The organism is Microbacterium hominis NBRC 15708 (genome assembly GCF_001592125.1).
GTDB lineage: Bacteria > Actinomycetota > Actinomycetes > Actinomycetales > Microbacteriaceae > Microbacterium > Microbacterium hominis.
The window spans coordinates 108,673-122,245 of sequence record NZ_BCWI01000001.1 but is presented as its reverse complement, the minus strand read 5'-3'; the positions used below and the strand labels follow the sequence as shown (position 1 = coordinate 122,245).

The following is a 13,573-nucleotide window of genomic DNA, read 5'->3' as shown; positions in this document are numbered from 1 at the left end:
GGACGGACCCTGTCCACTGTGGGACTGAGTGTCACCAGCAGTTAGACTCGATTCCAGCCGTCGATCGCCGACGCCACCCGGTACCGAAGGAGTTGCCGCCCATGAGCGCCGTACAGTTCGAAGTCCCCGCGGTCGTGCCCGCAGACCCGCAGGCCAATGTCGCCGACCTGCTCGTCGAGCGGGTGAAGGCCACGCCGTCCCTCGCGCTCTTCGCCGTCCCCGACGGTGACGGATGGCGCGACATCACCGCCGCCGCGTTCGAGCGCGAAGTGATCGCGCTGGCGAAGGGCTTCGCCGCGGCCGGCATCGCCCCCGGCGACAAGGTGGGTTTCGTCGCCCGCACCACCTACGAGTGGACGCTCGTCGATTTCGCCCTCTTCTTCACGGGCGCCGTCATGGTGCCCATCTACGAGACCAGCTCGGCGGCGCAGATCAGCTGGATCCTCTCCGACTCCGGCGCGATCGCCGTGATCGCCGAATCCGCCGAGCACGCCGCCCGCATCGCCGAGATCCGGTCGGAGGTGCCCCGGGTACGCGACGTCTGGACCATGGCCGAGGGCGACCTCGACACGCTGCGCGCCGGCGGGACGGGCATCGAGGATGCCGAGATCGAGCGCCGCCGGAGCATCGCGGTGGGCTCGGACATCGCCACGCTCATCTACACCTCCGGGTCGACGGGACGGCCGAAGGGATGCGTGCTCACGCACAGCAACTTCGTGGAGCTGTCCCGCAACGCGGCGAAGGCCCTCGCCGAGGTCATGAACACACCGGGCGGCGCATCGACGCTGCTGTTCATCACGACCGCACACGTCTTCGCGCGGTTCATCTCGATCCTCGACGTCCACGCGGGCGTGAAGACCGGTCACCAGCCCGACACGAAGCAGCTGCTGCCCGCGCTGGGCTCGTTCAAGCCGACGTTCCTGCTGGCCGTCCCCCGGGTGTTCGAGAAGGTCTACAACTCCGCCGAGCAGAAGGCCGAGGCCGGCGGCAAGGGCAAGATCTTCCGCGCCGCGGCCCACACCGCGATCGAGCACTCCCGCCTGCTGCAGGACGGCAAGAAGATCCCGCTCGGCACCAAGATCAAGTTCGCCCTGTTCGACAGACTCGTCTACTCGAAGCTCCGCGAGGCGATGGGAGGCCGCGTCACCTACGCCGTGTCCGGCTCCGCGCCGCTCGGCCCGCGTCTCGGCCACTTCTTCCACAGTCTCGGGGTGACGATCCTCGAAGGCTACGGCCTCACCGAGACCACCGCGCCGGCGACCGTGAACCTCGCCACGAAGTCGAAGATCGGCACCGTGGGTCCGGTGCTCCCCGGCGTGGGCGTGCGTCTCGCCGACGACGGCGAGATCGAGGTCCGCGGCATCAACGTGTTCAAGGAGTACTGGCGCAACGACGAGGCGACGGCCGCCGCCTTCGACGACGGGTGGTTCAAGACCGGCGACATCGGCTCGTTCGACAGCGAGGGCTTCCTCACGATCACGGGGAGGAAGAAGGAGATCATCGTCACCGCGGGCGGCAAGAACGTCGCCCCCGCCGCACTCGAGGACCCGATCCGCGCCAACCCGATCATCGGGCAGGTCGTGGTGGTCGGCGACCAGAAGCCCTTCATCTCGGCGCTCGTCACGCTCGACCCCGAGATGCTGCCGACGTGGCTGGCCAACAACGGGCTGCCCGCCGACATGTCGCTCGCGGAGGCGGCGCAGAACCCGAAGGTGCGCGAGGAGGTGCAGCGGGCCGTCGACATCGCGAACAAGAACGTGTCGCGCGCCGAGTCGATCCGCAAGTTCACGATCCTCGGCTCGGAGTGGACCGAGGCCAGCGGTCACCTGACTCCGAAGATGAGCATCAAGCGGAACGTCATCCTCAGCGACTTCGCCGATGCCGTCGACGACATCTACACCGTGCCGGTCACCACGACGAACGTCTCGCTCGGCTGAGCGTCGCGTCCGCGAGGAAGGGGTCGGTCGCGCACGACCGGCCCCTTCCTCGTCAGAACCAGTTCGACTCGCGGATCCGGCGCATCGCGATCTTGCGCTCTTCGGGACTCAGACGCGAGATGTAGAGCATCCCGTCGAGGTGATCGGTCTCGTGCTGCAGCGCCTGGGCCATCAGCCCCTCCCCCTCGAGGACGAGCTCGGCACCGTCGAGGTCCATGCCCACGACGCGGGCCCAGGGGTAGCGCAGCGTGTCATGCCACAGATCGGGCACCGACAGGCAGCCCTCGCCGACGAGCTGCGGCTCGCCGGCGACGTCCGTGAGCACCGGATTGAGCACGTATCCGATGTCGCCGTCGATGTTGTAGCTGAACGCGCGCAGCCCCACGCCGATCTGCGGCGCCGCCACACCGGCCCGCCCCGGCAGCTCCACGGTGTCGAGCAGGTCCTGCACGAGGCCGCGGATGCCGTCGTCGACGACCTCGATGGGCGCGCTGGGTGCGCGCAGCACCGGGTCGCCGAACAGGCGGATCGGCCGGACGGCCATCAGGCGGCGGCCCGCTGACGCAGGCTCTCGACGACGATCGCGGCGAGCTCGCGCGCGGCCGCCCGCGTCTCGGGCTGCAGGTCGCGGAAGACGATGGCGCTGCCCGACGCGATGTGCGGGTCGTACGGCATCCGCACGACGCGCCCCACGCGGGTGGCGAAGTGCGCCTCGAGCTCGTCGGCGCGCACGAGCGGCGCCCCCGGGCGGGCCGTGTTGAGCACGACGACCGCTCCGCGGACGAGATCGGCGAAGCCGTTGCTCTCCAGCCACGTGAGGGTCTCCGACGCGAGCCGCGCCTCGTCGACGCTCAATCCGGCGACCACGATGATCTGGTCGGCGCGGTCGAGCGTCGCGCCCATGACCGCGTGGACGATGCCGGTGCCGGTGTCGGTGAGCACGAGCGAGTAGAAGTGCGCCGCGACGTCGGCGACCGCGTTGTAGTCGGAGTCGTTGAACGCCTCCGACACGTGCGGGTCGGTGTCCGACGCGATGACGTCGAGCCGGGTGTGGTCGCGGGCGACGATCTCCGAGATGTCGTTGAACCCGCGCACGTCGGCGTGGGCGCGGACGAGGTCGCGCACGGTCTTGCCGCTCGAGCGGCCGATTCGCTCGGCGAGCGTGCCGCGGTCGGGGTTGGCGTCGACGGCGATGACGCGATCCTCCCGCGCATCCGCGAGCGCCATCCCGAGCAGCGTCGTGACGGTCGTCTTCCCGACGCCGCCCTTGCGCGAGAGCACCGGCACGAACTTGGCTCCTCCGTGCAGCGGAGCCGCGATCCGGCGATCGAGATCCTTGCGCGCCCGGGCGCGCTTGCCGTCACCGAGGTTGATGCGCCGCCCCGACAGCGTGTACACCAGGTGCTGCCAGGTGCCCTCCGGCTCGGGCCGCGTCGCGCGGGCGGGGTCGAGCAGACGGTCGGCCGTCAGCAGGTCCGAGCTCTCGCGGCCCGCCTCGAAGTCGCCCAGCCGGCGCGACTGCAGCGTCACCTCGGACGTGCGCGGACGCACGCGTTCGTGATGCGCGAGATCGGTGGATGCCGCGACCGCGACCGTGACGGCGGCGATCTCGTCGGCGTCCTCGACCGTCGGAGCCTCGGACGGCCCCGCGGCCGTCGTCGACGGGTGCTCCTCGTCGTCATCGTCGTCGTCGTCCACGACGGCCTCGTGGACTTCGTCGTCGGCGACGAGGTCGGAAGCCTCGACGCTCGCCGGCGCCGCGGCGGCGGCGTGGGTCAGGTCGTCGTCCAGCACGACGTCGTCGTCGTCGAGGTAGTCGTCCTCGTCGGCCGCGACGGGCAGGGCGACATCCACCTGAGCGGTCGCACCGTCGACGATGCCGATGCCCGTCGTGTCGATGCCGGCAGACGTCTCCAGCACGCCGTTGTCGACGTCCTCGGTCGCGTTCTCGTTGCGGTCAGGCACGGATGCACACTCCAGATTCAGGCCGTCACCGCGGCGGGCGTCGGCCGGTTCGGGGCTCTCGTGAGGACCGCGCGATCGCGGCGTCGCCGCCCGATCGACGGGTCGATCCCCGACCCCCATGGCTCGCGGGACGTCACGCGCCCCCGACCCAGGCTACTCGGCGGGTCGGACGACGAGCAAAAGGTCGCCCGCCTCGACGGGAGCCGGCGACGCGATCGCCAGCCGCTCCACGACGCCGTCGACCGGCGCCGTGATCGCCGCCTCCATCTTCATCGCCTCGATCGAGGCGACCGGCTGCCCGGCCGTCACCCGCTCTCCGATCCCGGCCGCGAGGGTCACCACCCCCGAGAACGGCGCGGCGACCTGGCCCGGGATCGACGTGTCGGCCTTCTCCGCCTGACGCGTCTGGACCGCGATCGCGCGGTCGCGCACGAACACAGGACGCAACTGGCCGTTGAGGGTCGTCATGACGGTTCGCATGCCCTTGTCGTCGACCTCGCCGATCGCCTCGAGCCCGACGTAGAGCTGCACCCCGCGCTCGATCTGCACGACGTGCTCGGTGCCCGGCGTGAGGCCGTAGAGGTAGTCGGCGGTGTCGAGGACGCTGAGATCGCCGTAGGTCTCGCGCACCTCGCGGAACGCGGCCGTCGGCGCCGGGAAGAGCAGGCCGTTGAGGGTGGCGCGTCGCGTCGCCGAGTCGGCATCCAGCGCGGCGGCCTCCTCCGGCGAGATCTCCGTGACCCCCGTGCGCACCTCGCGGCCGCGCAGCACCTTGGTGCGGAAGGGCTCGGGCCAGCCTCCGGGCAGATCGCCGAGCTCGCCGGCCATGAAGGCCACGACGGAGTCGGGCACGTCGTACTTCTCCGGGTTCTGCTCGAAGTCGGCGGGGTCGGCGCGGACGGCGGCGAGGTGGAGGGCCAGGTCGCCGACGACCTTCGACGACGGCGTGACCTTCGGGACGCGGCCGAGGATGGCGTCGGCCGCGGCGTACATGTCCTCGATCAGCTCGAAGTCGTCCGACAGGCCCAGCGCGATCGCCTGCTGCCGGAGGTTGGACAGCTGGCCGCCGGGGATCTCATGGCGGTACACCCGCCCGGTGGGTCCGGGAAGGCCCGACTCGAAGGGACGGTAGAGATGGCGGACGGCTTCCCAGTACGGCTCCAGGTCGGAGACCGCGTCGAGCTCGAGCCCGGTGTCGCGCTCCGTGTGGGCCAGGGCGGCCACGAGGGCCGACAGCGACGGCTGACTCGTCGTGCCTGCCATCGGGGCCGCCGCGGCATCCACCGCGTCGGCACCGGCGGCGCCGGCGGCCAGCAGCGTCGCCAGCTGTCCGCCCGCCGTGTCGTGCGTGTGGACGTGGACCGGGAGGTCGAAGCGCTCGCGGAGGGCGCGCACGAGGCGCGCGGCCGCCCCCGGGCGCAGGAGCCCGGCCATGTCCTTGATGGCGAGCACGTGCGCCCCGGCATCCACGATCTGCTCTGCGAGGCGCAGGTAGTAGTCGAGGGTGTAGAGGTCTTCCGACGGCGAGAGCAGGTCGCCGGTGTAGCAGAGGGCGACCTCCGCGACGGCGGTGCCCGTCTCGAGCACGGCATCGACGGCGGGACGCATCTGGGAGACGTCGTTGAGCGCGTCGAAGATGCGGAAGATGTCGACGCCGGATGCCGCGGCCTCCCGGACGAAGGCGTCGGTGACCCGGGTGGGGTACGGCGTGTAGCCCACGGTGTTGCGTCCGCGCAGCAGCATCTGGATCGCGACGTTCGGCAGCGCCTGTCGGAGCGCGTCGAGACGCTCCCAGGGGTCCTCCCCCAGGAAGCGCAGCGCGACGTCGTACGTGGCGCCTCCCCAGGCCTCGACCGACAGCAGCTGCGGGGTCAACCGGGCCACGTAGGGCGCGACCGTCACGAGGTCGCGCGTGCGGACGCGCGTGGCGAGCAGCGACTGGTGGGCGTCGCGGAACGTCGTCTCGGTCACCGCGAGGGCCGTCTGCTCGCGCAGGGCCCGGGCGAAGCCGGCGGGGCCGAGCTCGCGCAGGCGCTGGCGGGAGCCGGCGACCGGCGCGGCCGACAGGTCGATGCGCGGCAGCTTCGTCGCCGGCTCGACCGTCAGCGGGTTCTCGCCGTTCGGCCGGTTGACGGTCGTGTCGGCGAGCCAGGCGATGATCTTCGATCCGCGGTCCTTCGACTCCCGCCCCCGCAGCAGCTCGGGCCGCTCGTCGATGAACGCGGTACTGACATCGCCCGCCACGAACGCGGGGTCGTCGAGCACCGCCTGCAGGAACGGGATGTTGGTCGAGACCCCCCGGATGCGGAACTCGGCGAGAGCGCGCCGCGAGCGCACGACGGCCGCCGCGAAGTCACGTCCCCGGCACGTGAGCTTGGCGAGCATGGAGTCGAAGTGCGGGCTGACCTGCGAGCCGGCCGCGGTGGTGCCGCCGTCGAGGCGGATGCCGGCGCCTCCGGGCGAGCGGTACGTGGTGATCTTGCCGGTGTCGGGCCGGAAGCCCTGCGTCGGATCCTCGGTCGTGATGCGGCACTGCAGGGCGGCTCCGCGCAGACGGATGTCCTCCTGGTGCAGCCCGAGGTCGGCGAGGCTCTCCCCCGCGGCGATGCGCATCTGCGACTGCACGAGGTCGACGTCGGTCACCTCCTCCGTCACGGTGTGCTCGACCTGGATGCGGGGGTTCATCTCGATGAAGACGACCTCGCCCGTCCGCGGGCCCGCCGTCTCGAGCAGGAACTCGACGGTGCCGGCGTTCTCGTACCCGATCGAGCGGGCGAACGCGACCGCGTGACGGTGCAGGCTCTCGCGGACGTCGTCGGCGAGGTTGGGCGCCGGGGCGATCTCGATCACCTTCTGGTGCCGGCGCTGCACGGAGCAGTCGCGCTCGAACAGGTGCACGGTCTCACCGGTCTTGTCGGCGAGGATCTGCACCTCGACGTGGCGGGGCCGCTGGACGGCCTGCTCCAGGAAGACCCGGGCGTCGCCGAACGCGCTGTCCGCCTCGCGCATCGCCTCGGCGATGGCCGGTGCGAGCTGCTCCTTCTTCTCCACGCGACGCATGCCGCGGCCGCCACCGCCGGCGACGGCCTTGACGAAGATGGGGAAGCCGATGCCGTCGGACTGGCTGACGAGCAGCTCGACGTCGTCGGATGCCGCGGTCGAGCGCAGCACGGGCACGCCCGCGGCGATCGCGTGCTCCTTCGCCGTGACCTTGTTTCCGGCCATCTCCAGCGCCCGCGACGGCGGCCCGATGAAGACGATGCCGTTCTCGGCCGCCTTCGCGGCGAGCTCGGGGTTCTCGGACAGGAATCCGTACCCGGGGTAGATCGCGTCGGCGCCGGACTCCTTGGCGACGCGGATGATCTCGTCCACGTCGAGGTAGGCCCGCACCGGCTGACCGGCGGCGCCGATCTGATACGCCTCGTCGGCCTTCAGACGGTGGAGGGAGTAACGGTCCTCGTAGGGGTACACCGCGACGGTGCGCGCGCCGAGCTCGAACGCCGCGCGAAACGCCCGGATCGCGATCTCTCCGCGATTGGCCACCAGGATCTTGCGGAACATGCGCACCTCTTCTCCGAGCGGCCCTCGCGTGCCGAGAGACCCTGATTCCCCGACGGGCCCACTTTTCACGAGGGCCTGAGTGTCCTCACAGCCTAGGGGACGGTAACGTAGAGCCTCGTGCACGTACTCTCCGTCTCCTCGCTCAAGGGGGGTGTCGGCAAGACCACCGTGACTCTCGGCCTCGCCTCCGCGGCGTTCGCTCGGGGAGTGCGGACTCTCGTCGTCGACCTCGACCCGCAGTCTGACGTGTCGACGGGCATGGACATCCAGGTCGCGGGACGCCTCAACGTCGCCGACGTGCTCGCCAATCCGAAGGAGAAGGTGGTCCGTCAGGCCATCACCTCCAGCGGGTGGGCCAAGGTGCATCCGGGCACGATCGACGTGATGATCGGCAGCCCGTCCGCGATCAACTTCGACGGTCCTCACCCCAGCGTGCGCGACGTGTGGAAGCTCGAGGAGGCCCTCGCGACGATCGAGGCGGACTACGACCTCGTCCTCATCGACTGCGCTCCCTCACTCAACGCCCTCACGCGCACGGCCTGGGCGGCATCCGACCGCGTCGTCGTGGTCACCGAGCCCGGCCTGTTCTCGGTCGCCGCCGCCGACCGCGCGCTGCGCGCGATCGAGGAGATCCGCCGCGGCCTCTCGCCGCGACTGCAGCCTCTGGGCATCGTCGTGAACCGCGTGCGCCCGCAGTCGATCGAGCACCAGTTCCGCATCAAGGAACTCCGCGACATGTTCGGCCCGCTCGTGCTCTCGCCGCAGCTGCCGGAGCGCACCTCGCTGCAGCAGGCCCAGGGCGCCGCCAAGCCGCTGCACATCTGGCCCGGCGACTCCGCTCAGGAGCTCGCGGGCGACTTCGACGCGCTGCTGGACCGCGTCATGCGCACCGGCCGCATCACCGCCGGCGAACAGCGCGCCTGACCCTCACCCGCCCGCTCGTCGAGCGAGCCACCGGTCGTTGAGCGAGCGCCGCAGGCGCGAGTCGAAACGCAGCGAGTCGAACTCCCCCGCGTCGACGCGTCTCAGGCGGACTTGACCGCGCGGCGGGCGGCGAGCGAGCGCCCCACCGGTCGTTGAGCGAGCGCCGCACCGGTCGTTGAGCGAGCGCCGCAGGCGCGAGTCGAAACGCAGCGAGTCGAAACGCAGCGAGTCGAAACGCAGCGAGTCGAACTCCCCGCCTCGACGCGTCTCAGGCGGACTTGACCGCGCGGCGGGCGGCGAGCTCGTCGACGGGGTCGGGAGCCTGCGGGTCGAAGTCCAGCAGCGTCGACTCCACCTCGTGCAGCACCTTGCCGACCGCGATGCCGAACACGCCCTGGCCGCGGCTGACGAGGTCGATGACCTCGTCGTTGGAGGTGCAGAGGTACACCGACGCCCCGTCGCTCATCAGGGTGGTCCCGGCGAGGTCGCGGATGCCGGCGGCGCGCAGCTGATCGACGGCGGTGCGGATCTGCTGCAGCGAGATGCCGGTGTCGAGCAGGCGCTTGACGAGCTTCAGCACGAGGATGTCGCGGAAGCCGTACAGTCGCTGCGATCCCGAGCCGCTCGCACCGCGGACGGTCGGCTGCACGAGCTCGGTGCGTGCCCAGTAGTCGAGCTGACGGTAGGTGATGCCGGCGGCGCGGGCGGCGACGGCTCCGCGGTAGCCGACCTCGTCGTCCATCTGCGGCAGGCCGTCGGTGAACAGCAGGTCGGTGGCGAACCGGATGTCGCCCGGCGCATCGTCGTGCGCGGTCATGCTCGCCTCCCACCGATCTGTCTGTCGTTTCCTCCACGGTAGATCAGCACCGTGCCCGCGGCAACGACATCCGCTTCCACGGCCGCGGCGTGTCGCGCGCGCGTCACGGCACGATGCGGTCGAGGGCCGCGTGCACGAACGCCGTCCGCACTTCGTCAAGTCGTCGCAGCAGCTCCGGGGCGAGCTCGCCCGCCCGGGCGCGAGACGCGGCATCCATGCGCCGCAGCAGCGGGGTCAACGCGCTCTCCACGAGCGCGACCTCCCGCTCGGCGGCCTGGCGGACGCCGCGGACGTGTCGGGGCTGGATGCCGTGGCCGTCGAGCGCCACGAGTGCGCGCAGCACGCCCAGGGCCTTCTCGTCGTAGCTCTCGGAAGCCGGTACCAGGCCGGCCCGCACGGCGTCGTTGAGCAGGGCTGCAGGCGCCGAGGCCGCCTGCAGCAGCTCGTCGCGGCGGTAGCGGCGCGGCGCGGTCACGATCGACGCCGGTGCGGGCGGCGCCACCGTCCCGCCCTGCTGCTGTTCGTCGAGGTACTCGCGGATGCGGGCCAGCGGCATGTAGTGGTCGCGCTGCAGCGTCAGCGCCGTGCGCAGCCGGTCGACGTCCAGCGGCGAGAACTTGCGGTAGCCCGACTCCGTCCGCAGGGGCGTGACGATCCCCTGGACCTCGAGGTAGCGGAGCTTGCTCGCGCTGAGGTCGGAGAACTCCGGGGTGAGGCGGGCGAGGACCTGACCGATGCTGAGGTAACCCGTGGACGACGCGCGTCCACGGGGCGATGCGGCCGGGCTCACCCGCTCGTCACCTGTGCACGGTCGACGGGCGACGCGAAGAAGTTCAGCCGGAACTTGCCGATGCGCACCTCGGACCCGTCGACGAGCACGGCGCGGTCGACGCGCTCCCCGTTGACGTAGCTGCCGTTGAGTGAACGCTGGTCGACCAGCTCGAAGACGCTGCCGGTGCGGGTGATCTCGGCGTGACGACGCGACACGGTCACGTCGTCGAAGAAGATGTCCGCCTCGGGGTGCCGGCCGACCGTCGTGACGTCGGCGTCGAGGAGGTACCGGGCGCCCGCGGTCGGACCCGACCGCACGAGCAGCAGTCCCGCACGAGCCGGGAGGGCCTCGATGGCCTCGCGTTCGACATCGGTCAGATCGGTGCCGAACGGGACGAAGGAGAGGTCGGAGTCATGGCCGAACGTCTGCGTCGAGTCAGCGGAACCACCGTCCCCGGCGTCGCGTCGGATGCCGCTGCCACCAGCGTCTCGCGCATTCTCTTCCACCATGGCCTCCTTCCCTTTCACCCTAACGGATCGGCTCGCGCTGCGAACCCCCGACCGCGAGTCGGTTTCATCGATCGACCCGCATCCGGGGCGCCCCGTGTGTCGTCGTGTGACGGCGAGCGGGCGTCCGCGGGAGGACCGACCTAATCTGGCACGACCGCCTCCGCAGTCCCGCGTCGGCGCCCGAAGAGAGGAACACCCCGTGTCCACGCCGCAGAACCGCCTCACGCCCGCCCCGGTGCGTCAGGACGCGATCTGCATGTGCGCGACGGGCGGAGCCTGCTCCTCGTTCGCCCCGGGCCACGCCGTGCACCTCATCCAGGCGCGCCTGGTCTCCGCGACGCCCGCCGAGTGGATCGACGCGATCGTCACGCACGCCGATGCGGAGGGCACCGTCGTCGTCGCCTCGCTCGACGGCGACGTCGTCGAGCTGTGGAACGGCGCCGGGGCCGCGGCGGGGCTCCCGACCGGCTCACCGGTCGCGTACCACCGCCGCTACCACGTGCTGAACGCGGGCGGTCGCCTCTTCAACGCCCTGCCCCTCTAGACCTCTGCGGGAGAGCGGGGCCGCTCAGGCGGCCGCCATCATGGCGTCCTTGACCGCCATGCAGGCATCCATGCACGCCCGGCAGGCCTCGGCGCACATCGCACACACGGGGCTCTGGTCCGCGTGCATCATGCACATGTCCATGCAGGTCTGACACATCGCGATGCAGGCGTCGAGCATCGCCATCATCGACGCCGGCGTCATCCCCGGCATCCGCAGCATCGCGCGCATCATCGTGTTGCACATGTCGGCGCAGGTCATGCAGGCCGGGGCGCAGTCCATCGTGTGCCCGTCCATCATCTGCACCGAGCAGATCGTGCACGCCTGCTCGCACGCGGCGCAGGCGTCCATGCACGCCTGCATCACGGCAGCATCCATCTCCGGCATGCCCGACATCGAGGTCATCTCCGCCGACATGGCATCCATGATCCTGGCGTCCATCACGCACCGTCCTCCCGGTCACGGCGAGCGGCGTGCCCGCCTGCCGCCATGCTAGGACGCGGGGCGCCCCGGCGACACCCGCGGATAGGCTCGGGAGGGTGATGTCACACAGAGTTCACACGTTCCGCCCGCTCGCCCTCGCGTTCTCCGCGCTGCTCGCGGGCCTGTTGTCGCTCGCCGTCGCCACGCCCGCCTGGGCGCACGACGAGCTCATCGGTTCCTCCCCCGCCGCGGGCGCCCAGGTGGACGCGATGCCGGACGAGCTCACGATGACCTTCAGCGGGGTGCTGCTGGACGAGCCGGGAGCGACCGAGGTCGTCGTGACGGATGCCGCGGGCTCCTCGCTCACCGACGGCGACCCCCGCCTCGACGGCACGCGACTGACGCAGCCGCTGACCGGCACGGCCAGCGGTGCCGTCACCGTGATCTGGCGCGTCGTGTCCAGCGACGGCCATCCCGTCTCGGGCCAGTACAGCTTCACGGTCGGCACCGCCGGGGTGGGGTCGGAGACGGCACCGAGCACTCCCGCAGCCTCGCCCTCCACGGCGGTGTCGGCGGAGGCGGACGGGGGCGTTCCCGTGCTGGTCTGGATCGTCCTCGGCATCGCCGTGGCGGCGGCGCTCGGAGCGCTCGTGGCGGTGCTCCTGCGGCGGTCCGCGCCCACCCCCGAGGACTAGGCTGGAACCATGCCTCATTTCAACGTCGTCGTCCTCGGTGCCGGCCCTGGTGGCTATGTCGCGGCGGTCCGCGCCGCTCAGCTCGGCCAGTCCGTCGCCATCATCGAAGAGAAGTACTGGGGCGGTGTCTGCCTCAACGTCGGCTGCATCCCCTCGAAGGCGCTCCTGAAGAACGCCGAGATCGCCCACACCCTGAAGCACAAGTCCGAGTTCTTCGGCATCTCGGGTGAGTTCACGCTCGACTTCGGCAAGGCGTGGGATCGCTCGCGCGTCGTGGCCGACGGCCGCGTCAAGGGCATCCACTACCTGATGAAGAAGAACAAGGTCACCGAGTTCGAGGGTCGCGGCTCCTTCACGGGCCCCAAGGCCATCACCGTGACGAAGTCGGACGGGTCGACCGAAGAGGTCACCTTCGACAACGTGATCATCGCGACCGGCTCCACCGTGCGCCTGCTGCCCGGCGTGACGCTGAGCGAGAACGTCGTGACGTACGAGGAGCAGATCCTCACCCGCGACCTGCCGGGATCGATCGTCATCGTCGGCGCCGGTGCCATCGGCATGGAGTTCGCCTACGTCCTCACCAACTACGGCGTGAAGGTCACGATCATCGAGTTCCTCGACCGCGCCCTCCCGAACGAGGACGCGGACGTCTCGAAGGAGATCGCGAAGCAGTACAAGAACCTGGGCGTGGACATCCTCGTGTCCACCAAGGTCGAGTCGGTCGTCGACAGCGGCGACAAGGTCACGGTCACCTACACCGACAACAAGAGCGGTGCGCAGGGCTCGATCGAGGCCGACAAGGTGCTCATGTCGATCGGCTTCGCCCCCCGCGTGGAGGGCTTCGGCCTGGAGAACACGGGCGTGAAGCTCACGGATCGCGGCGCCATCGAGATCGACGACTTCATGCGCACCAACGTCGAGGGCATCTACGCGATCGGCGACGTCACCGCGAAGCTGCAGCTCGCGCACGTCGCGGAGGCGCAGGGCGTCGTGGCCGCGGAGACGATCGGCGGCGCCGAGACCATGGCGCTCGGCGACTACCGCATGATGCCGCGCGCGACCTTCTGCTCGCCGCAGGTGGCCTCGTTCGGCTACACCGAGGCGCAGTACAAGGAGACCGGCCGCGAGTACAAGGTCGCGACGTTCCCCTTCATGGCCAACGGCAAGGCCCACGGCCTGGGCGAGCCGGTCGGCTTCGTGAAGCTCATCGCGGATGCCGAGCACCTCGAGCTCGTCGGCGGCCACCTCATCGGCCCCGACGTGTCGGAGCTGCTGCCCGAGCTGACGCTGGCGCAGAAGTGGGACCTCACGGCCCTCGAGCTCGCGCGCAACGTGCACACCCACCCGACCCTGTCGGAGGCGCTCCAGGAGGCCTTCCACGGCCTCGCCGGTCACATGATCAACCTGTGAGCCCAGGAGTACGCTG

Annotated in this window: 12 protein-coding genes; 5 read left to right on the top strand and 7 right to left on the bottom strand. The window is 70.7% G+C overall.

Annotated elements, in window-relative coordinates; all coding sequences use genetic code 11:
* Positions 1-101 precede the first annotated feature (101 nt).
* Positions 102-1,937 (top strand): AMP-dependent synthetase/ligase, encoded by a 1,836-nt coding sequence (locus MHO01S_RS00605; protein ID WP_060958768.1) that lies wholly within the window; start codon positions 102-104, stop codon positions 1,935-1,937.
* A 52-nt stretch (positions 1,938-1,989) separates the two neighbouring features.
* Here the strand turns inward: MHO01S_RS00605 and MHO01S_RS00600 are convergent, their stop codons facing one another.
* The 3 genes from MHO01S_RS00600 to MHO01S_RS00590 are packed head-to-tail and all read right to left on the bottom strand — an operon-like array spanning position 1,990 to position 7,463.
* Complete coding sequence (locus MHO01S_RS00600; protein ID WP_060958769.1) at positions 1,990-2,481, bottom strand: peptide deformylase; 492 nt, start codon at positions 2,479-2,481, stop codon at positions 1,990-1,992.
* Complete coding sequence (locus MHO01S_RS00595; protein ID WP_082808012.1) at positions 2,481-4,022, bottom strand: MinD/ParA family ATP-binding protein; 1,542 nt, start codon at positions 4,020-4,022, stop codon at positions 2,481-2,483. Before MHO01S_RS00595 ends, MHO01S_RS00600 begins: the two co-directional genes overlap by 1 nt.
* A 33-nt stretch (positions 4,023-4,055) precedes the next feature.
* Complete coding sequence (locus tag MHO01S_RS00590; protein WP_061781704.1) at positions 4,056-7,463, bottom strand: pyruvate carboxylase; 3,408 nt, start codon at positions 7,461-7,463, stop codon at positions 4,056-4,058.
* A gap of 117 nt (positions 7,464-7,580) precedes the next feature.
* Here MHO01S_RS00590 and MHO01S_RS00585 point away from each other — a divergent pair, with 117 nt between their 5' ends.
* Positions 7,581-8,387, top strand: a complete 807-nt coding sequence (locus tag MHO01S_RS00585) for a ParA family protein (RefSeq protein WP_060958771.1) — start codon at positions 7,581-7,583, stop codon at positions 8,385-8,387.
* A gap of 268 nt (positions 8,388-8,655) precedes the next feature.
* Here the strand turns inward: MHO01S_RS00585 and MHO01S_RS00580 are convergent, their stop codons facing one another.
* From MHO01S_RS00580 to MHO01S_RS00570, 3 genes are all read right to left on the bottom strand, one after another.
* Entirely contained in the window at positions 8,656-9,204 is a 549-nt protein-coding gene (locus MHO01S_RS00580) for a MerR family transcriptional regulator (RefSeq protein ID WP_060958772.1), read from the bottom strand.
* Positions 9,205-9,307: 103 nt separating this feature from the next.
* Positions 9,308-9,994: a transcriptional regulator FtsR gene (gene ftsR, locus MHO01S_RS00575; protein ID WP_061781703.1), complete on the bottom strand. Its 687-nt coding sequence runs from the start codon at positions 9,992-9,994 to the stop codon at positions 9,308-9,310.
* A complete protein-coding gene (locus tag MHO01S_RS00570) occupies positions 9,991-10,485 on the bottom strand; it encodes an FHA domain-containing protein (RefSeq protein ID WP_174524643.1) in 495 nt (164 codons plus the stop codon). The genes ftsR and MHO01S_RS00570 overlap by 4 nt, the downstream gene beginning before the upstream one ends.
* Positions 10,486-10,684: 199 nt before the next feature.
* Between MHO01S_RS00570 and MHO01S_RS00565 the strand changes: the two genes are divergently transcribed.
* The gene (locus MHO01S_RS00565) at positions 10,685-11,029 is read left to right on the top strand and encodes a hypothetical protein (protein ID WP_060958774.1); all 345 of its coding nucleotides are present in this window, start codon (positions 10,685-10,687) and stop codon (positions 11,027-11,029) included.
* A gap of 24 nt (positions 11,030-11,053) precedes the next feature.
* On the opposite strand, the gene MHO01S_RS00560 is transcribed toward MHO01S_RS00565, so the two are convergent.
* Positions 11,054-11,425 carry a four-helix bundle copper-binding protein gene (locus tag MHO01S_RS00560; protein ID WP_255266052.1) on the bottom strand — a complete coding sequence of 124 codons (372 nt, stop codon included), beginning with the start codon at positions 11,423-11,425 and terminating at the stop codon, positions 11,054-11,056.
* A 146-nt stretch (positions 11,426-11,571) separates the two neighbouring features.
* Between MHO01S_RS00560 and MHO01S_RS00555 the strand changes: the two genes are divergently transcribed.
* Together MHO01S_RS00555 and lpdA are read left to right on the top strand one after the other, a co-directional pair.
* Positions 11,572-12,147, top strand: a complete 576-nt coding sequence (locus MHO01S_RS00555; protein ID WP_060958776.1) for a copper resistance CopC family protein — start codon at positions 11,572-11,574, stop codon at positions 12,145-12,147.
* Positions 12,148-12,156: 9 nt separating this feature from the next.
* Positions 12,157-13,557 carry a dihydrolipoyl dehydrogenase gene (gene lpdA, locus MHO01S_RS00550; protein WP_060958777.1) on the top strand — a complete coding sequence of 467 codons (1,401 nt, stop codon included), beginning with the start codon at positions 12,157-12,159 and terminating at the stop codon, positions 13,555-13,557.
* Positions 13,558-13,573: the final 16 nt, after the last annotated feature.